Below are 19,481 nucleotides of genomic sequence, written 5' to 3' on the forward strand. Positions count from 1 at the left end.
ATCTGCCCGCTCGACCCCTGCGCATCCGGGAGTTGCCCATGACCGACCGTCCGCCGCCCGAAGACCTCACCGCGCGGGCCCGGATCCGCGACGCCGCCATCGGCCTGTTCACCGAACGCGGCGTGGAGAAGACGTCGATCCTGGACATCGCGCAGGCCGCCGGCGTCTCCGGCGGCCTGATCCGGCACCACTTCGGCTCCAAGGACGGCCTGCGCAAGGCGTGCGACGCCCACGTCTTCGACGAGCTGATGCGCTTCAAGGAGGAGATGCTGGAGAAGGGGCACGCGAACCCCGGGTTCATCCCGACCTTCGACGCCCGCCAGCTGCTGTTCCGGCGGTACATGGGCCGCGGCATGATCGACGGCTCGGACGCCGCCGCCGAGCAGTTCCGCGAGATCGTCGACGGCACCGAGCAGTACTTCCGCGAGCACGGGCTCGACCTGCCCGACCCGCGGGCCGCCGCCGCCGCGCTCGCCGGCATGACCGGCGGGCTGATGATCCTGCAGGACCACATCGCGCGGGCGCTCGGCGAGGAGCCGGGCACCCACGAGGCGATGCTCCGCATGATGGCCGCCGCCGGGCACATCTTCACCAGCCCGCTCGCCACCCCCGAAGTTCTCGAAAAGGCCCGCGCAGCGCTGGCCCAGTACCCCAGGAAGGAATGACTGAGCATGGCCGAAGCGATCACCGCCGACGGCCTCACCAAGGCGTTCGGCCGGACACGGGCCCTCGACGGGCTCGACCTGACCGTCCACACCGGCGAGGTGCACGGGTTCCTCGGACCCAACGGCGCCGGCAAGACCACCACGATCCGCGTCCTGCTGGGGCTGATGCGGGCCGACGGCGGCCGCGCCACCCTGCTCGGCGGGAACCCCTGGACCGACGCGACCGAGCTGCACAAGCGCCTCGCGTACGTGCCCGGCGACGTCACGCTCTGGCCCAACCTCACCGGCGGCGAGGTGATCGACCTGCTCGGCCGGCTGCGCGGCGGGCTCGACGCCGGGCGCCGGGACGCGCTGATCGAGCGGTTCGACCTCGACCCGCGCAAGAAGGGCCGGACGTACTCCAAGGGCAACCGGCAGAAGGTCGCGCTGGTCGCCGCGCTGGCGTCCGATGTGGAGCTGCTGGTGCTCGACGAGCCGACGTCCGGGCTCGACCCGCTGATGGAAGAGGTCTTCCGCCAGGTGATCGAGGAGGAACGCGAACGCGGCGACCGGACCGTGCTGCTGTCCTCGCACATCCTGTCCGAGGTCGAGGCGCTGTGCGACCGCGTCACGATCATCCGCGCCGGCCGGACCGTCGAGTCCGGCACGCTCGACGAGCTGCGGCACCTGGGCCGCGTCACCATCGACGCCTCACTCGAGCGGGTGCCGGCGGATCTGGCGTCCCTGCCCGGGATCCACGACCTGAGCACGTACGGCTCGCACGTCCACCTCTCGGTCGACCAGTCCGCTTTGGACGGTGTGATGCGGCACCTGGCCGACGCGGGGCTGCGCAACCTGGTGAGCCGCCCGCCGACGCTCGAGGAGCTGTTCCTGCGTCACTACCAGCACGACGAGCCGGTCGGAGCGGCGCGATGACCGGCACCTGGTCGCTGCTGCGGCTGGTGCTGCGCCGCGACCGGCTGCTCATGCCGCTGTGGATCGTCTGCCTGGCGGTCGCGCCGATGGGCTACCTGTCGTCGATCAAGGCGGCTTACCCGGATGCCGCGGCGCGGCAGCACTTCTACGACCTCAACGCCACCAGCGCGACGTTCGTGGTCCGCAACGGCCCGCTGTACGGCTCGTCCGCCGGTGAGCTGCTGACCTGGCAGTGCGGGTTCGTCCCGGTCGTCGTCGGGCTGATCGCGCTGCTCACGGTCGTCCGGCACACCCGGACCGAGGAGGAGGCGGGCCGCCGGGAGCTGACCGGCGCGACCGTCGTCGGACGGCACGCCGGGCTCCTCGCCGCGGTGCTCGCCGCGTGCGCCGCGTGCCTGGTCTACGGCCTGCTGGTCGCCCTCGGCGTGGCGGCACAAGGGGTTCCGGTGGCCGGGGCGCTGGCGCTGGGCATCGGGTTCACCCTGACGGGCTGGGTCTTCGCCGGGGTCGGCGCGGTCGCCGCGCAGCTCACCTGGGGCGCGAGCGGCGCGCGGGGCATCGGGATCGGCGTGCTGGTGCTGGCGTTCCTGTTGCGCGCGGCCGGCGACAGCAGCACGACGACCGGCGGCTCGGCGGGCTGGCTCGCGTGGCTGTCGCCGATCGGCTGGGCGCACCGGCTGCGCCCGTTCGCGGGGGAGCGGTGGTGGGTGCTGGCCCTCGGCGTCGTCGGCACGGGCCTGCTCGTCGTGGGCGCGGTGTTCCTGTCGGCCCGGCGTGACCTCGGTGCGGCCCTGCTGCCCGCGCGTCTCGGCCGTCCGGCGGCGAAGGCGTCCCTGCGCTCGCCGCTGGCGCTGGCCTGGCGGCTGCAGCGGGGGACGCTGCTGGTCTGGACCGTGTGCCTGGCGCTGGTCGGGCTGCTGATGGGCGGGGTCGCGCAGAACGTCGCGGACATGGTGCGGGACAACAAGGCCGTCGCCGACGTCTTCGCACGGCTCGGCGGCGGTGGCGCGGTGATGGACGCGTACCTGGCCGGGACGATGACGTTGTTCGGCCTCGCCGCGGCGGGTTACGCGGTGCAGGCGACGCTGAAGCTGCGCGCCGAAGAGGCGGCCGGACGGGCGGAACCGGTGCTGGCCACGGCGGTCGGCCGGATCGGCTGGGCGGCGGCGCACCTGGTGTTCGCGCTGCTGGGCTCGGCGTTCGTCCTGGCGGTGACGGGCCTGGCGACCGGCGTGGCCTACGGCGACGGCGCGCGCCTGATCCCCGCGGCACTGGCCCAGCTGCCCGCGGTCTGGGTCCTGGCGGGCCTGGCCGCGGCGCTGATCGGCTTCCTGCCCCGCTTCGCGGCGGCGGCCTGGGGCCTGCTGGGCGCGTTCCTGCTGCTGTCCCTGGTCGGCACCGCCCTGCAGTGGAACGACGTGGTGCTCGGCATCTCGCCGTTCCAGCACCTGCCCCGCCTGCCGGGCGGCACCTTCTCGGCGATCCCGCTGCTCTGGCTGATCCTCATCGCCGCCGCGGCAGCCGTGGGCGGCCTGGCCGCCCTACGCCGCCGCGACATGCCAGTGGGCTAAAGCCGTGAATGGCCCATTGAGGGACTCTAAGTCTCTCAATGGGCCATTCACGGACTTCGGCGGCAACCGAGGGAGTCGAACCCTGCGCGGCTTGTGAAGGCGGCGCCCATGGACCGGCCCTGACCCTTCGGCGGGCGACGGCTGCCAGTGCTTCCAACGGTAGGTGATACCCAGATATTTCCCATCTCACGCTGTGCTTCACCCGACCGTGACCCGCCTGGCAAAGTAGGGCCATGGACGATCTTCTGCTGCGCCGCGTGCGGCCGGGCCTGGGCGGCGAGCTCGCGGACGTGCGCGTCACGGACGGCCGTGTCACCTCGATCACGGCTCCCGGGTCGGACGGGTTCGCGGCGCGGATCGTCGACGGCCACGGCGGCACGCTGCTGCCCGGCCTGGTCGACGCGCACGTCCACCTCGTGCAGTGGGCGACGTTCCGGCGCCGGATCCCGCTGGACGCCGCGCGGTCGGCGGGAGAAGCCGTCGAGCTGCTGCTGGCGCACCTGCTGGCGACGCCGTCGCAGCCGGAGGAACTAGTCGTGGGCGCGGGTTTCCGTGACGCGCTCTGGCCGGACAAGCCGCACAAGGACCTGCTGCAGCGCGCGCTGCCCGGGCGCGCGGTGGCGTTGTTCAGCGCGGACCTGCACACGCTGTGGCTGAGCCCGGCGGCGCTGAAACTGATCGGGCGGGAGCACCCGACGGGCGTGCTGCTGGAGAACGACTGCATGAGCGCGACGGCCCAGCTGCCGAGCGCCGCCGTCGACGTCCAGGACCAGTGGGTCGCCGAAGCCGTGCGCGCGGCGGCGGTGCGCGGGGTGACCCGGATCGTCGACTACGAGTACGCCGACACGGTCACGGACTGGACGCGACGGCTTTCGCACGGGACGCCGTCGGCCCGGATCTCGTGCGTCATCGCGCGGTACCTGCTGGACCAGGCCGTCGAACGCGGCCACCGCACCGGCGACGTCCTCCCGGATTCCGGCGGGCTGCTGACGGTCGGCCCGTTCAAGCTCTTCGTCGACGGCTCCCTGAACACGCGCACGGCGTACTGCCACGACCCGTACCCGGAGGGGGATTCCCTGGGGCTGCTGGAACTCCCGCCGGGCGAGCTGGTCTCGTTGCTGCGCCGGGCGTCGTCGCACGGGCTGGTCCCGGCCGTCCACGCGATCGGCGACCAGGCCAACACGATCGCCCTGGACGCGTTCGAGGAGGCCGGCTGCGCGGGCCGCATCGAGCACGCCCAGCTGCTCTCGCCCGCGGACGTCGCGCGGTTCGCCGCCCTCGGTGTCGTCGCCGCGGTCCAGCCCGCCCACCAGCCGGACGACCGCGACGTCGCGGACCGCCACTGGCCCGGCCGGACGTCGCGCGCGTTCCCGTACCGGTCGCTGCTGGATTCGGGTGCCCGCCTGGAACTGGGCTCGGACGCCCCGGTCGCGCCGCTGGACCCGTGGGACGGCATCGCCTCGGCGGTCTCCCGCACCGACGACGACCGCCCGCCGTGGCACCCGGAGCAGTCGATCCCGTTCGCCGACGCCCTGGCCGCGGCCTCGGGCGGCCGCCGCGGCGTCGCGGTGGGGGACGTCGCGGACCTGATGGTGACGGCGGCGGACCCGGCATCCCTGTCCCCGTCCGACCTCCGGCGGCTCCCGGTGACGGCGACGATCCTGGACGGCCACGTGACCCACCAGGTCTGACGTGCAACCGATGGGTTGCGTCCCGAGTGGTTGATGTGCAACTATCGAGTTGCACGTCAACCCCTTCGAAAGGTGCCTGGCCATGGACACGACCGCGCTGCGCAGTGCCTACGACAAGTTGTTCGAAGCGGCGGCGACGCCGGGCCTCGGTGCCGCCACCGACGGCGGGTGGAACGCCGACCAGGTCCTCGCGCACGTCCTCAGCGTCGACGCCGCCGTCTCCGCGGTCGCGCTGGGCGTGGTCTCGGGATCGCGTCCGGCGTTCGACAACCGCGTCGCGCTCGACCCGGCGAACCTCGGCCGGATCATCGCCGGGCACGCCGGCCGGGCCGACCTCGCCGAGCACGTACGGAGGCAGGCCGCCATCCTCTGCGACATCGCCGATTCCCTCGACGAGCAGGCGGTTTCGGTGCAGGTGCCGGCGTTCCTGATGTCCGGCGACGCGCTCGTGCTGGACCAGCCGGTCCCGCTGGCGGCGCTCATCGACGGCCTCGCCGAGGACCACGTCCCGGTCCACACCCGGCAGATCCTCGCCCTGAAGGGGTGAGCCGGCAAATCCTCGTTCGTGGGTCTTGACCTGTCCGGTGGACAACGTCAAGGATTCACCCACAGTCTGACAACGTTGTCACAGGAGGAACCGGATGAGAGCGCGCAAGCGCGTCCTGGCCGTCACGCTCGCCGGGGTGACCGCCGTCGCCCTCGCGGCACCCGCGCAGGCGGCGCACCAGCCCAGCTTCGCCGACGACCCGACCACGCTCGTCGACACCTCGATCGGCAACAACGGGGACGGCACCACCTTCCCGGGCGCCACCACGCCGTTCGGCATGGTGCAGCTCAGCCCGGACACCCAGCTCAAGAAGTACGCGTCCTACGACTACGCGCAGGACACCACCCTCGGCTTCAGCCACACCCACCTCTCCGGGGTCGGCTGCCAGACCATGGGCAACTTCCGGTTCATGCCGACCACCGGCGCCGTCACCAGCAGCGACCCCGCGCAGTACGGCGCGAAGTTCAGTCACGCCAACGAAACCCGCCAACCCGGCTACTACGGCGTGAAGCTCGACAACGGCATCAACGCCGAGCTGTCCGCGACCCAGCGCACCGGCCAGCACCGTTACACCTACCCGGCCGGCGCCACCAGCGAAAACGTCCTCATCGAGGTCGGCGAGAGCAACGGCTACACCTACGCCGGTGACGTCCACGTCGTCGGCGACGACACCGTCGAGGGCTGGCTTCAGGGCGGCAACTTCTGCGGGGAGACGCAGAAGGAGCGCTACAAGGTCTTCTTCAGCGCCAAGTTCGACCGCGAGTTCACGAGTTTCGGTACGTGGACGGACAACAAGCTCACGCCCAACCAGCGTGACGCGAGCCTCGGCAGCCAGCGTGCTGGCGCGTGGCTGAGCTTCGGCGCCGACAAAAACCAGGTCGGCGCGTCCGTCGGCCTGTCCTACACCTCGGTCGACGGCGCCCGGCTCAACCGGAGGACCGAGCAGCCGAAGTCGTTCGACAAAGCGCGCAAGACCGCGCACGACACCTGGGAAGACGAGCTGAACCGGCTGCGTGTCGCCGGCGGGACCACCGCCGACCAGCGCACCTACTACAGCGCGCTCTACCGGTCGCTGCTGCACCCGTCCGTCGGGTCCGATGTGGACGGTTCCTACCGCGGGTTCGACGACGCCGTGCACCGCAGCCGCGACACCTACTACCAGATGTTCTCGCTGTGGGACACCTACCGCTCGCAGAACCAGCTCGTCGCGCTGCTGCACCCGGACAAGGCCGCGGACATGACCAAGTCCGTCCTCAAGATCTACCAGGACGGCGGCTGGGTGCCGCGCTGGGCGCTCGCCGGCGGCGAGACGAACGTGATGAGCGGCGACCCCGTGACGCCGTGGGTGGTCGACAACTACCGCCGCGGCCTGCTCGACGACCGCACCGCGAGGCAGCTGTTCGACGCGTTGTGGCGCAACGCCACCGAAGTCCCGGCGGACCAGTCGATCTTCCGCGGCCGCGACGGCAACCCGACCTACGTCAAGAACGGCTGGATCGGCTACCAGGACGTTCCCGGGTACACCTTCGGTGACACCCGCCAGGCCGGTTCGGCGACGCTCGAATACGCCCTCGCCGACTGCGCACTGTCCACAATGGCCTCCGGGCTGGGTTACCGCGACAAGGCCAAGACGCTCCAGGCTCGCTGCGGCAACTTCTCGAAGCTGTGGGACACCAGCGTCGAATCCCACGGCTTCACCGGCTTCCCTCGCACGAAGGCGGCGGACGGCACCGGCGTCGGCGATCCCGACCCGGCCCAGTCGACCGGGTTCCACGAGGGCACGCCGTGGCAGTACCAGTGGCTCGCCCAGCAGGACCCGGTGAAGCTGTTCGGCCTGATGGGCGGCGCGGACCAGGCGCAGCAGCGGCTCGACACGTTCTTCGACATGCCGCTGCTGCTCACCGACCCGGCGAAGGCCGCCAAGGACTCCTGGGTCCACGGCGCGTACGACTACCACAACAACTTCGCCTTCAACCCGAACAACGAGCCCGACCTGCACGCGCCCTGGATGTACAGCTGGACGGGCGCGCCCTGGAAGACGTCGGCCGTCCTGCGCGCGGCACGGACGCTCTTCACCGACACGCCCTACGGTATGCCGGGAAATGACGACCTCGGCACCATCTCGTCGTGGCTCGTCTTCGGCATGGCGGGGATCTTCGAGGCCCAGCCCGGTTCCGGGACGTACCTGCTCAGCACGCCGATGTTCGAGAAGGTCGAGATCCACCCGGACCACGGCCGGAAGATCGAGATCGAGGCGCCCGGCGCGAGCGCGTCGAAGCTGCAGTACACGAAGGACGTCCGGATCGGACAGCGCGGGTACGACCGCAGCTGGATTTCGCACGAGGACCTGTTGCGTGCGGGCAAGATCCGCTTCTCCCTGAGCGACACCCCGACGGCGTGGGGCACGAAGTCGGCTCCGCCGGCACTGTGATCGGCCCCTGGCGGCGGATACGCTCGGCGCATGCCGACGCCCGCCGCCAGGGACCGCATTCTCGACACCGCCAGCCGGCTGTTCGACCGGTACGGCGTGCGCGCGGTCGGGATGCAGCAGATCATCGACGACTGCGGGTGCGGCAAGAACACGCTCTACAGCCACTTCGCGAGCAAGGACGACCTGGTCGTGGCCTACCTGAGGCGCTGCGGTGACGACTGGCAGCTTCTCTTCGACGAGGCGACGGCGACCGCTTCGGACCCGCTGGTCGAGCTGGTCCGCGCGGTGGGCGCTCGGGCCGTCGCACCCGGGTCGCGAGGGTGTCCACTGCGGACGACCCTCGCCGAGTTCGCGGACTCCGCACATCCCGTCCACCGCGTTGCCGAAGCCCATTTCGTCCGGGTTCGTGCGCAGTTGCGTGAATTGGCGGCGGCGACCGGGGCGGCGGACCCGGCCGAGCTGGCCGACCGTCTCATGCTGATCCTCGACGGCCTGTACGCGAACGGCCCGGCCTTCGGTGAAGCAGGCGCCCGGACGGCGGTCGCGTTCGCCGAGGACGTTCTCCGGGCCGCGCGGCCCCTGCACGTGCGCTGACCCGCCGTTCGTGCTGAGGTGGGGGTATGCCCGACACCAAGCCGACGGCGACCGAGCGGTTCTTCCGGATCGCGATCGCGATCAAGGGGCTCGACGGCGCCCTGCAGGTCGTCGGGGCGCTGATCCTCGCGTTCATCCCGGCCTCGACCGTCAGCGGGTTCACCCACGCGGTGATCACCCGCGACCTGCTCGGCGACCCGTCGGGCACGCTCGCGCGGCACCTCGAATCGGCGACCGAGAACTTCCTGCACGGTGACACGAAGACGTTCGCCGTCGCCTACCTGCTGGCCCACGGCCTGATCAAGCTCGGGCTGGTGTGGGCGCTGGCGCGCAAGATCGTCCCCGCGTACCCGATCGCCGCCGTGATCCTCGCCGCGTTCGTCGTCTACGAGGTCTGGCGCGCGATCCACACCCACTCGATCGCGCTGCCGTTCTTCGCCGCGCTTGACGTGATCATCATCATCCTCGTGCTGCGTGAATACCGGCAGCTGAAGCGTGAACGCGCCTCATGACCCGCACTTCGGCGACGTGTCCAGCGGGCGGCCCAGCGACCACACCAGGTCGATCGGGGCGGTCGACCCGTCGGCCCGGATCCGCAGGATCGGCAGCACCTTGTTGATCTGGTTGCCGTCGCTCTGGCGGAAGGCGATGAAGCCCGTCGCGCCGGGCACGGCGGAGTTGCAGTCGAAGTTCACGACGAAGTTCGCCACCGACTGGGGCGTGTCGGCCGGGTCGTCCTCGGCCGCCCGCACCGCGGTGGTCACCGCGTCGTGCTCGATCATGGCCGCGCCGTCGGACAGGTCCTCGCGCGCGAACCCGTGCGTCGTCACGAAGGCGTTGAAGAAGTCCGTGTAGTTCTGCTGGTAGGTCAGCGCGGCCTGGTCGCCGGTGAACATCTTCCACTGGTCCGGGTAGGCGAGCGCGGTGTACAGCGGCTGGACGTCGATGTCGCCGTCCAGGGGGAGCTTCGAGCCGACGAGGGTCGCGCTGTCGTCACCCGAGATCACCGTGACCGAGGGGAGCTGCTCGCACGCGCCGTCGTTGGACAGCGCGGTGATGAACGAGCGCAGGTCGACCCCGCGCCCGGCGAAGTAGATGACGTCCGGCTGGGCCGTGCAGATGTCGGAGTGCATGCCGCGGAACAGCTTCTGGAGGTACTGGTCGCGGCTGGCCCCGGTGAGCTGGCCCTCCAGCGAGTCGTACTTCTTCGAGAACTGCACCTGCTGCTGTTCCTGGAACCCCTTGGCCAGCGTGGCGGCGTAGGTGTCGGCCTCGTTGACGTCGGCGACCAGCATCGTGCGCCGGGCCCCGAGCTTGGCGATGTAGTTGACGGCGGCGTGGGCTTCGTCGCTGTTGGTCGGGCCGACCCGGAAGAAGTTCTTGATCCGCTGGTGGTCGGCGTCGACGTTCATGTCGTCGGCGGTGACTGTCGCGCCGATGGTGACGATGCCGTGGCGCGACAGCTCGGCCACCGCGTTCCGGGTCGTCTCGAGGCTGACGCCGACCCCGGTCACCGCGGCGATGTGCTCGGCCGGTGCGGACGCGACGATCTGCGCCACCACCTCGGGCCAGTGCTCGGCGTTCCCGCCGAAGCTCGCCAGCAGCAGCTTGACGCCGGTGGACTCGGGGCGGGGCCAGGCCGCGGTGATGGCGCCCTGGACCTCGTGCCGGATGAACTCGATCGGCGTGCTGTCGGTGTCCGGGTCCGGCGTCAGGTTCTCCAGCACCACCACGGTCTTGAAGGTGCTCCCGGCCTGGCTGTTGCGCTCGGCGATGCGGGCCTCGAGGTCGGCGAGCGGGTCGTCGTCCCGGAACGGCCCGGACGCCAGGTTCAGCCCGACGCAGACCTTGCCCGCGGCCTTCAGGCCGTCGCCGCACTGCTCCCACGGCCGCTGCCACGCGAGCAGGCCGGCGAGCAGCAGGACGGCCACGAGCGAGAGGACGAGCCAGTGCCGGTGGGCCCAGCCACGCGGGCGGACCGGCGGGCCGGCCGGACGGGCTCCCGGGGAAAGCCTGGTGAGCAGTGCGGTGCGAGGCATCGGGTTCCGTTCCGCTGTCAGGGCCAGAGGCCGCGGTGGGCGAGTTCGGCGGCGTCGTCCAGGGCGCTGGTGTCGGATCGCCGGGACGCCGCCGACAGCGCGTTCAGGGCCTTCGCGATGTCACGGTTCTGGTGCGTGCCGCGCACCGCGAACGGGTTCGTGGCGAGCCAGCTCGTGGCGAGCAGCCGGGCGAGGTTGTTGCGGATCTCGGTGCGGTCGCCGGGCCGGTGCTCGACGTCGGCGTCCACGAGCCGGGCGTAGAGGTCTTCGTAGCCCTCGTCGAGCGGCTGGTCGTCCGGGGCGCGCGCGACGACGGCGAGCCGGTCGAGCCACTTGCGGTGCGGCTGGTGCGGGAAGTCCCGCTCGAACAGGTCGACGACGGCGGGGAAGTCGCCGAGCGCCAGCAGGCAGTAGGCGAGCCGGACGTCGTCGCCGCCCGCGGCGGCCCGCAACGCCGTGAACTGCGCGGTGTAGCTGGGCCCGCCCCCGTTGCGCCGGGCCAGCGCCGAGACCAGGTTGCCCTCGAGCCACGGGTGCAGGGTGACGTCGGGGGTGCCGCCGTCGCGGGCCGCGTTCACCCAGAGCGACGCGCGCAGCTCGGTGAGGATCGGGCCGACGTGCGGCTGGTCCACGAGGCCGTCCGCGGGCAGCGGCACCAGCCACGGCGCGGTGGCGAACGGCGCCGCGGTCACCAGTTCGTCGATGTCCACTGTGGACAATCTCAGTTCGGAAAGCCAGGTGCGCCAGGGATCCGGGCCTTCGGTGCCCAGGACGTCGCGGGCGCCCGGCCGCAGGCCGCTGCGGCGCAGGGTGCGCGCGAGGTGCTGCGCGGCGCCGGGCAGCCCGCCGGTCGCCTGGTGCGCGAACGTCACCTGCGCGGCGGGGACGTCCCGGCCCAGGATCGCGGCGATCTCGCCGATCGCCAGCGGCTCGAGCAGCACCGGGTAGTACGCCGTGGACCGCGTGTTCGGCGGCTGGTCGGCCCAGTGGGTGTAGGAGGCGTCACGGCAGTCCGGCACGATCCGGGCGGCCGGACCGGCCGGCTGCCACGGCGGCCGCCACGTCCGGCCGAGCTCGCTGGCCCACTCGCCCTGCCACTTCCCGCTGGTCGCGACGACCAGGAGCGGGTCGCCGGTGCCGCGCTCGCCGTGACGGCTGTGGTAGTTCTCCCGCGCGGTCGTCAGAGCCTGGAGGAAGGCCAGGCCGCCGGGGTGGTCGACGTCGTCGAGCAGCACGACCCAGTTGTGCAGGTGGGTCTGCTTCCCGGGGTTGTCGCAGTCGCACGGGCTGCGGCGTTCCGGCCCCGACATGCGCCGGTGGTTCTCCCGGACGTCGGCGAGGAAGGCCTCGGTCAGCCAGGTCGTGACGCCCCGCGGGTCCGGCGTCCGGCCGTGGGCCATCCAGTTGAGGTCGACCAGGGCGTCGAGGCCGTCACCGCCCTGGAACAGCTCGACGTCGGCGATCGAGCGCAGGGCCTGGCCCAGCCGCGGCAGGATCGTCTGGATGAGCTTGGGGAACTCGGCGGCGAAGGCCTCGCCGAGCGGCGCGGGCACGAGCCGGGTGGCGGTGGCCGTCTTGACGACCACGTTCACCAGCGGATCGAGCCGGCCCGGCCAGCGGCCGCGCTTGAACTCGTCGAGCAGCCGGAGCAGCTGCTGCCGGTCGGCCTGGCGGTCGGTGGTGGTGAGCTTGGCGCCGATGGCGATCAGCGCGACGGTGAACCGCAGGAACCGGGCCTGCTTCCGGTGGCGCCACTTGCGAGAGAAGTCGTACGCGAGCCGGACCAGGACGTCGATCGGGGACGGGTCGTCGTCGGCGAAGTCGAACCGGGCGTGCACGACACCCCAGTCGAGGTCCTCGGAGATCCGGCTCAGCGAGTGGGACTTCCCGGCTCCGACGGGCCCCAGCAGGACCAGCACCGGAAGCCGCCTGGGTGGTTCGCCGACCGCGCCGTTCCAGAGCATCCGCCGCGTGAGCAGGACAGGACCGGACCGATCCGCTTCGACCATCGGTGTGCTCCCCCAGTGGACCTCGTGCACCACGAGTCACCAGAATAAACGCACGGTGATCTGTTTGCCAGCGGATTTCCCCGAATGGCCGAGAATTGTCATTCAACTCCGGGTTCACGCGGCGACGGGAAATCGCACCGTCTTGCTGTCCACCTCCACGGCTTCGGCGTAAAGGGCGGTCGCGTTGTCCGATCCGCCGCGGGCGATCGCGGCTTCGACCAGGTCAGCGGGCCCTTGACCGGGATTGGTGAGTATCGCGCGGATCGTGTTCGCGGTCAGCGGCTTGTGCACGCCGTCACTGGTCAGCAGAAGTCCGCCCGGCGGCATTTCGGCCGTCCCGATCTCGTGCGGTTTCGTGGTGCGGACGCTGGTGGTGACGACGTGTTCCATCCGCGGCGTCACCGGCTGGTGGTGGGCGCGGAAGTACTCGGCGAGCGTGTGGTCGGTGGTCAGGCGGCGCAGCGTGGCGCCGTCCCAGGCGTACGCGCGGGCGTCGCCGACCCAGGCGATGCGGTAGCCGCCGTCGAACGGCATGGCGACCACGAGCACGGCGTCACCGTAGCTGCGCTCGCGGACGGCCTGCTGCGCGGCGAGCACGGCCTCGACGGGTCCTTTGTGGACAGGCGTGCGGGCGGCGGCCGCGGCGGCGACCCGGGCGGCCTGCGCGGCGGCGGAATCGTCACCGACGCCGTCGGCGAGGGCGAAGACGACGCCCGGCCCGCCGGCCGCGGCGTAGGCGCCGACGGCGTCGGCGTTGTGCGAACGGGGGCCCTGCGCACTCGCGGTGTGCCAGCGCGGGTAGCCCGGACGGGTGGTGATCATCGCGGCCTCCTCATCCCTCTGACCTCCATGATCCGCGCCGTTCCTGTGGCCCGTCTGAGACTTTCCTGTGCCGGTGGTGTCAGTCCCGGTACCGTGGGAAGGGGGTGGGGGAATGGAGTTCCGGATCCTGGGGCCGCTGGCGGTGTGCCGCGCCGACGGCCGCCCGGCCGTGCTCGGCGGCCGCAAGCCGCGGACGCTGCTGGCGGCGTTGCTGCTGGCCCGCGGCCGGGTGGTGCCCGACGAGCGGCTGATTTCGCTGCTGTGGGACGGTGTCCGGCCGTCGACGGTCGACGCGCAGCTGTGCACGTACGCGTCCCGCCTGCGGCGGGCGTTACCGGCCCGGCTCGTCCGCGCGGGCGGCGGTTACCTGCTGGAGCCGGGCGGCACGGTCGACGCCGAGGAGTTCGAACGGCTCACGTCGGCCGGTGACGCCGCTTTCCGGGCAGGCTCGGCCTTCCGTGCGGCCGGGCTGTTCCGCGCCGCGCTGGACCTGTGGCGCGGTCCGGTGCTCGCCGACGTCGCCGAATCGCTCCGCGCGGGTGAAGCGGCGCGCTTCGAGGAGCTCCGGCTGGCGGCGCTGGAAGGCCGGATCGAGGCGGACGTCGCGCTGGGCGACCACCTGCGGGCGGTGCCGGACGCGGTGGGACTGGTCCACGAGCACCCGCTGCGCGAGCGTGCGCGGGCGCTGCTGATGGCCGCGCTGTGCGCGAGCGGGCGCCCGGCGGACGCGGTCGCGGTGTACCACCGGGGCCGGCGGATCCTCGACGAGAAGCTGGGGATCGCGCCGGGCCCGGTGCTGCGGACGGCCTACGAAAAGGTGCTTCAGCCCAACCCGGAAGGATAAGGAGACGACTGGAAGTCGTGGTCGAGCTGCGCGGGCTCACGCGGCAGCCAGTACCGGGCGAAGGCGCGGACCTGCCCGGCGGGCAGCCCGGGGTTGACGTGCCGGTGGTCCGGCTTCGCGACGGACTGCAGCGCCCAGGCGAAGCCGAGCAGGGGATCGATCCGCGTCCACCGGTGCCGGTCGATGCCGAGCAGCATCTGCGCGCGCTGGACCGCGTGCCAGAAGTGGTAGCTGCTGGGCGGGTTCCCGTCCATGGTGTGCACTTCGGACTCGACGGGTGCACGTCGCGGATCGAACAGAACCCCCTGCCCGAAGTAGGCGAAGGCCTTGGTGAGGCCGGCTTCGTCCCCCCGGTAGAAGCGGTCGAAGTTGCCGAGCTGGAGTTTCGACAGCGTCCGCAGCGGTGCCTCGACGGGCTTGACGAACTCGAGGTAGTTGTTCGGGTAAGTGGGTTCTTTGCTGAAGGCGAGCCACCTGCTGGCGATGCTTTCCTGGCCGAGGTAGCCGAACAGCGCGGTGTAGGCGTCCCGCGTTTCCTGCGACGGGTTGTACAGCGCGATTTCGTCGAGCTGGTACCAGACTTCGTTGGCCCGCCGGTCCCCGAGCATCCCCGGCACGGGCGGCAGGCTGTACGTTTCGGCGTCCGCCGTCCCACTGAGCAGTACGGACCCAGCCGTGGCGACGGCGGCCCCGGCGGTGATTTTGAGCAGGCTCCTGCGATCCATGATTACCCCCTGTGGGCGACCCCCGCCGCCCTCGCTGTCACCGTACGGAGGCTTTCTATACTTTTTCTGTACGATCATCGGGTGGACGACTGGCGTGCGATCGAGAACTTGATCTATACGTACGCTTCGCTGGTGGACGCGGGAGACTTCGCCGCTGTCGGCTCGCTGTTCGCCTCGGGCTCGTTCGCCGGCAGCGGCGGCGTAGTACGCGGGTCTACCGGCGTCACGCGAATGCTGCAGTCGACAGTGATCCTGTACGACGACGGGACACCACGCACGAAGCACGTGACAACGAACGTGTCGATCTCGGTGACCGGGAACACGGCGGTGTCGCAGGCTTACTTCACGGTGCTACAGGCGGTCCCCGGCTTCCCCCTGCAAACAATCGCTGCGGGCTGCTACCGGGACACCTTCACCCGCTCCTCGGGTGGCTGGCAGTTCACGGAACGCGCCGTGACGGTCGACCTGGTCGGCGACATCAGCCACCACCTGCGGCCGCGACCCTGAGGCCCAAGTTCCGTCCGGAACTGTTCGTGTTCGTCATTGCTCCGTTCGGACGTTTTTCTTGTCCCGGCCCCTCATTTCGAAGATCTATTCGTAACTGTATGTCGCTGGTCGTGAGTTTCGGAGAAAGATCCCGCCGAAGTGTATTGTTGTCGCCCTCAGTGTCGACCGAGTGGGCGAGAGGTGGCGGCGCATGGTGCTGGCTGACGGAAGTCTCGACGGCCCAGGCATCGGCACGTTTTCCGGTATGGCGGTCATTCTGCTGGCTGGCGTTGTCGGTGGGGTGGTGGTTTGGGGAGCGACAAAAATGAGCAGGCGCCTCAGGTTGCTCCCGAGCCACAGGTTCTGGAAGACGATGGGCAATCGCGTGCCGTTCATCGTCTTGGGTGCCCCCGATTGGGCGCCGGCCGTCAGTTGGGAGAAGTCGGGAATGGTGGGGATGGGGGACATCCAGGCGCTCGTCGAGATCGAGTCGCAGCTCCGCCGGCTCGGGTTCTCGGGAACCATCGTCGAGTCGAAGGAGTTGACCCCGCAGGAGTTGAAGCGGGACCTCGTCCTGATCGGTGGCCCTGACGGAAATTCTGTGACCGCCACGATGATGGGCAGGATGAATGGGGCATCGTCCTACGCTTTCGCCATGGATTTGGGGCCTGACGCCGGCGCCGTGTACGACAAAAGGTCAAGCAGGGAGATTACGCCGAAGTACGACGACCTCGGTAATCCGATGAACGACTTCGGACTGATCATCCGCGCGGCGAATCCGCTGGCACCGGACACGGCGGAGATCGTCATCCTGGCCGGATGCTGGGGGTTCGGGACCGCGGCTGCGGCCGAGAAGCTCGGGGATCAGAAGTTTCTCCGCCAGTTGAAGAAGTCCCGGCACTTCGAGGTGCTCGTGGAAACCACCGTCGAGCACGGTGCCCACTACAACACGAAGGTCCGGGACACGCGGACGATCACACCTGTCCCGGCGGAATGACGCCCGGGCCTCCGAAGAAGCCCAGGCGTCACCCGACTCACTTCTGCAGGTCGTAAACCGTGGATCCGTCCACCGTCGTGGCCGTGAAGTTCGCCGTCACCCAGTCGGTGATCTCGCTCGATCCGCCGCCGGGGCCGCCGCCGCGCCCACCGTCGATGAAGTACTTCACCTCGCCCGCTGCCACGTACGCCTTGAACTCGTCCAGCGTCGGGGCCGGGTCCGAGCCGCTCCAGCCGCCGATGCCGATCACCGCCTTGCCGCTCGCCAGCTCCAGCGACGCCGCGCTCTGCGAACCAGTCGTCGCGGCCGCCCACTCCGTGGTGGTCGAAGCCAGCAGCTGACCGACGGCGCTGGAAGCGGACTCATCGCCGCCGCCGAAGCCGCCCATCGCGCTCGACGTCGGGCCCGATGTCGGGATCGAACCGCTGTGGGCCACCGATGCCGTCTCGACGCCGTAAGCGGCCGAAGAAACGCCGAGCGTCAGCACCACCGCGGCGGCGAGCACCGCCATCACGCGGCGGACCGGCGGTACGCCCATCACCAGCACCGTGCCGGTCAGGACGCCGAGCACCGCGATGATCCAGCGCAGCGCCGGGAACCAGTCCGGCGTGCGGTCGAGCAGGATGAACGACCACACCGCGGTCGCCACGACCATCCCGGCCAGCACCGCCCGTGGCGCCAGGTTCGCGCGGCCCTGCCACAGCGCGCGGCCCGAGATCGCGACCATCGCGGCGATCGCCGGGGCGAGCGCGACCGAGTAGTACGGGTGGACGATGCCGCTCATGTAGCTGAACACCAGCGCCGTCACGACCATCCAGCCGCCCCACAGCACCAGCGCCAGGCGCGTCCGGTCGGTGCGCGGCGCGCGCCGCGTGAACCACAGGCCGGCCACCAAACCGATCAACGCCGCCGGCAGCAGCCACGAGATCTCCACGCCGAAGCTGGAGCCGAACATCCGGAACAGTCCGGAAGCGCCGCCGAAGCCGGTGTTGCCACCCATGCCGCCGCCACCGCCCGGCCCGCCGCCTTCGCCGCCGCCGAAGATGCGCGACAAACCGTTGTAGCCCAACGCGAGTTCGAGCAGACTGTCCCCTTCGGACCCGCCGATGTACGGCCGGGACGCCGTCGGCCACAGGTCGACCAGCGCGATGAACCAGCCCGCCGAGACGACCAGCGCCACCACCGCGCCGCCGAGGTGCAGCAGCCGCTTGCCCAGCGACGTCGGCGCCGCGATCAGGTACACGAGGCCGAACGCGGGCAGCACCAGGAACGCCTGCATCATCTTCGTCAGGAAGCCGAACCCGATCGCCACACCCGCCAGTGCCAGCCAGCCGGGGCTGGCCTTTTCCGTGGCCCGCACGACGAAGTAGGCGCCGGCGACCATCAGCAGCACGAGCAGCGCGTCCGGGTTGTTGAACTTGAACATCAGCGCCGCCACCGGCGTCACGGCGAGCAGCGCGCCCGCCATGAGCCCGGCGACCGGGCCGGACGTGCGTTTCACCGCCAGGTAAAGGATGCCGACGGACGCGACGCCCATCAGTGCCTGCGGCGCCAGCACCGTGAAGCTGGAGAAGCCGAAGATCCGCGCGAACGCCGTCCCGACCCACAGGGCGGCGGGCGGCTTGTCGACGGTCAGGACGTTGCCGGAGTCGAGCGACCCGAACAGCCACGCCTTCCAGCTCTGCGTCCCGGACTGCACGGCGGCGGCGTAGAACGAGTTGCCGAAGCCGGACGCGGTCAGGTTCCAGAAGTACAGCACCGCGGTCGCGGCCAGCAGCCCGAACACCGACGGGCGGACCCAGCGCGGGGGTGCGTGCGCCGCGGAATCCTTGCGGTGGCGCGGTTCCTGCGTCACGGGGTCGGACAGGACGGCGGTCATCAGTACTCCTTCTGAGTGGCGGCCTGGCGGCGCGGGTTGAACACCCAGCCGCGCAGGAGCAGGAACCGGAGGACCGTGGCGGCGAGGTTCGCCAGCACGAGCACGGTGATCTCCAGGACCAGGCCGGGGGTGGTGGATCCGTTGAGCAGGGCGAGCGCGCCGCTGGTCAGCGCCAGGCCGAGCCCGAACACGATCAGCCCTTCGAACTGGTGACGCCCGGCTCCGGAGCGACCCCGGATGCCGAACGTGAGACGGCGGTTGAGCGCGGTGTTCGCGATCGCCGTCACCAGCAGCGCGGCGAAGTTCGCGGGCTGCGCGCCGACGGCCGTGCGCAGCAGCAGGAACAACACGAGATACGCGAGCGTGCTGCTGACGCCGATCGCGGCGAACCGCACGAGCTGCGTGACCAGCCGCGGCGGCACTCCGGGCGCTTCGACGCCGATCGGCTGCCGGCCGAGCTGCTCGCGCAGCCGGCTGATCGGGATCTCGCCGGTGAACGTCGCCTTGGTGACCCGGGCGATACCTTTGAGGTCCGCGGTCGCCGTCTTCACGATGTTGACGGACGAGTCGGGATCGTCGACCCAGTCGACGGGCACCTCGTGGATCCGCAGCCCGGCGCGTTGCGCGAGGACGAGCAGCTCGGTGTCGAAGAACCAGCCGGTGTCCTCGACGTGGGGGAGCAGCTCGCGGGCGACGTCCGCGCGGATGGCCTTGAAGCCGCACTGGGCGTCGCTGAACTTCGCCGCGAGCGTGGACTTGAGGATCAGGTTGTAACAGCGGGAAATGAACTCGCGCTTCGGCCCCCGCACCACTCGCGCTCCCCGGGCGAGCCTGCTGCCGATGGCGAGGTCGGAATGCCCGGACAGCAGCGGCGCGACGAGCGGCGCCAGCGCGGCCAGGTCGGTGGAGAGATCAACGTCCATGTAGGCGAGGACGGCGGCGTCGGAGGCCAGCCAGACGGCGTTGAGCGCGCGGCCGCGGCCCTTCTCGTCGAGGTGGTGGACTGCGACCTCGGGGAACTCCCGGGCCAGCCGCTCCGCGACCTGCAGGGTCGTGTCGGTGCTCGCGTTGTCGGCGACGGTGATCCGGTACGGGTAGGAGACGTGTTCGGCCAGGTGCGCGTGCAGCCGGCGGATGCACGGTTCGAGGTCGGTCTCTTCGTTGTAGACCGGGATGACGACGTCGAGAACCGGCCGCGGGCCGGCCAGATCGACCGGGACGGTCCCGGGCCGCGAAGCGGAGGCGGTGGCTGTCATGCCACCTACG

General features: G+C 70.9%; 17 protein-coding genes. 11 read left to right on the top strand and 6 right to left on the bottom strand.

Annotated features, from left to right (window positions below; genetic code table 11):
- Positions 1–38 precede the first annotated feature (38 nt).
- From ACIOD2_RS32830 to ACIOD2_RS32865, 8 genes are all read left to right on the top strand, one after another.
- A complete protein-coding gene (locus ACIOD2_RS32830; RefSeq protein WP_400546877.1) occupies positions 39–665 on the top strand; it encodes a TetR family transcriptional regulator in 627 nt (208 codons plus the stop codon).
- Between the two features lie 6 nt (positions 666–671).
- Complete coding sequence (locus ACIOD2_RS32835; protein ID WP_400546880.1) at positions 672–1,580, top strand: ATP-binding cassette domain-containing protein; 909 nt, start codon at positions 672–674, stop codon at positions 1,578–1,580.
- Positions 1,577–3,151 carry an ABC transporter permease gene (locus ACIOD2_RS32840; protein WP_400546883.1) on the top strand — a complete coding sequence of 525 codons (1,575 nt, stop codon included), beginning with the start codon at positions 1,577–1,579 and terminating at the stop codon, positions 3,149–3,151. Before ACIOD2_RS32835 ends, ACIOD2_RS32840 begins: the two co-directional genes overlap by 4 nt.
- Positions 3,152–3,384: 233 nt before the next feature.
- Positions 3,385–4,842, top strand: a complete 1,458-nt coding sequence (locus ACIOD2_RS32845) for an amidohydrolase (protein WP_400546886.1) — start codon at positions 3,385–3,387, stop codon at positions 4,840–4,842.
- 82 nt (positions 4,843–4,924) lie between these two features.
- Positions 4,925–5,389 carry a hypothetical protein gene (locus tag ACIOD2_RS32850; protein ID WP_400546889.1) on the top strand — a complete coding sequence of 155 codons (465 nt, stop codon included), beginning with the start codon at positions 4,925–4,927 and terminating at the stop codon, positions 5,387–5,389.
- A gap of 94 nt (positions 5,390–5,483) precedes the next feature.
- A complete protein-coding gene (locus ACIOD2_RS32855) occupies positions 5,484–7,820 on the top strand; it encodes a GH92 family glycosyl hydrolase (RefSeq protein ID WP_400546892.1) in 2,337 nt (778 codons plus the stop codon).
- Between the two features lie 30 nt (positions 7,821–7,850).
- Positions 7,851–8,414 carry a TetR/AcrR family transcriptional regulator gene (locus tag ACIOD2_RS32860; protein ID WP_400546895.1) on the top strand — a complete coding sequence of 188 codons (564 nt, stop codon included), beginning with the start codon at positions 7,851–7,853 and terminating at the stop codon, positions 8,412–8,414.
- Positions 8,415–8,440: 26 nt separating this feature from the next.
- Positions 8,441–8,926 (top strand): DUF2127 domain-containing protein, encoded by a 486-nt coding sequence (locus tag ACIOD2_RS32865; RefSeq protein WP_400546898.1) that lies wholly within the window; start codon positions 8,441–8,443, stop codon positions 8,924–8,926.
- Here ACIOD2_RS32865 and ACIOD2_RS32870 read toward each other — a convergent pair.
- The 3 genes from ACIOD2_RS32870 to ACIOD2_RS32880 form a co-directional block, all read right to left on the bottom strand.
- The gene (locus ACIOD2_RS32870; RefSeq protein WP_400546901.1) at positions 8,921–10,453 is read right to left on the bottom strand and encodes an ABC transporter substrate-binding protein; all 1,533 of its coding nucleotides are present in this window, start codon (positions 10,451–10,453) and stop codon (positions 8,921–8,923) included. The genes ACIOD2_RS32865 and ACIOD2_RS32870 overlap by 6 nt on opposite strands.
- A gap of 17 nt (positions 10,454–10,470) precedes the next feature.
- Positions 10,471–12,462 (bottom strand): hypothetical protein, encoded by a 1,992-nt coding sequence (locus tag ACIOD2_RS32875; RefSeq protein WP_400546904.1) that lies wholly within the window; start codon positions 12,460–12,462, stop codon positions 10,471–10,473.
- A gap of 114 nt (positions 12,463–12,576) precedes the next feature.
- Complete coding sequence (locus ACIOD2_RS32880) at positions 12,577–13,284, bottom strand: PP2C family protein-serine/threonine phosphatase (RefSeq protein ID WP_400546907.1); 708 nt, start codon at positions 13,282–13,284, stop codon at positions 12,577–12,579.
- A gap of 112 nt (positions 13,285–13,396) precedes the next feature.
- Here ACIOD2_RS32880 and ACIOD2_RS32885 point away from each other — a divergent pair, with 112 nt between their 5' ends.
- Positions 13,397–14,128 carry a BTAD domain-containing putative transcriptional regulator gene (locus ACIOD2_RS32885; protein ID WP_400546910.1) on the top strand — a complete coding sequence of 244 codons (732 nt, stop codon included), beginning with the start codon at positions 13,397–13,399 and terminating at the stop codon, positions 14,126–14,128.
- Here the strand turns inward: ACIOD2_RS32885 and ACIOD2_RS32890 are convergent.
- Positions 14,107–14,853: a hypothetical protein gene (locus ACIOD2_RS32890; RefSeq protein WP_400546913.1), complete on the bottom strand. Its 747-nt coding sequence runs from the start codon at positions 14,851–14,853 to the stop codon at positions 14,107–14,109. The genes ACIOD2_RS32885 and ACIOD2_RS32890 overlap by 22 nt on opposite strands.
- 81 nt (positions 14,854–14,934) lie before the next feature.
- Between ACIOD2_RS32890 and ACIOD2_RS32895 the strand changes: the two genes are divergently transcribed.
- The gene (locus tag ACIOD2_RS32895; RefSeq protein WP_400546916.1) at positions 14,935–15,360 is read left to right on the top strand and encodes a nuclear transport factor 2 family protein; all 426 of its coding nucleotides are present in this window, start codon (positions 14,935–14,937) and stop codon (positions 15,358–15,360) included.
- Between the two features lie 190 nt (positions 15,361–15,550).
- Positions 15,551–16,336 (top strand): hypothetical protein, encoded by a 786-nt coding sequence (locus tag ACIOD2_RS32900; RefSeq protein ID WP_400546919.1) that lies wholly within the window; start codon positions 15,551–15,553, stop codon positions 16,334–16,336.
- Positions 16,337–16,373: 37 nt separating this feature from the next.
- Here the strand turns inward: ACIOD2_RS32900 and ACIOD2_RS32905 are convergent, their stop codons facing one another.
- Both ACIOD2_RS32905 and ACIOD2_RS32910 read right to left on the bottom strand, forming a co-directional pair.
- Positions 16,374–18,215: an ArnT family glycosyltransferase gene (locus ACIOD2_RS32905; RefSeq protein WP_400546922.1), complete on the bottom strand. Its 1,842-nt coding sequence runs from the start codon at positions 18,213–18,215 to the stop codon at positions 16,374–16,376.
- Positions 18,215–19,471, bottom strand: coding sequence for a glycosyltransferase (locus ACIOD2_RS32910; protein ID WP_400546925.1), 1,257 nt, complete (start codon positions 19,469–19,471; stop codon positions 18,215–18,217). Before ACIOD2_RS32910 ends, ACIOD2_RS32905 begins: the two co-directional genes overlap by 1 nt.
- Positions 19,472–19,481: the final 10 nt, after the last annotated feature.

It is taken from the genome of Amycolatopsis sp. NPDC088138 (assembly GCF_044741685.1).
In the GTDB taxonomy this organism is placed as follows: domain Bacteria; phylum Actinomycetota; class Actinomycetes; order Mycobacteriales; family Pseudonocardiaceae; genus Amycolatopsis.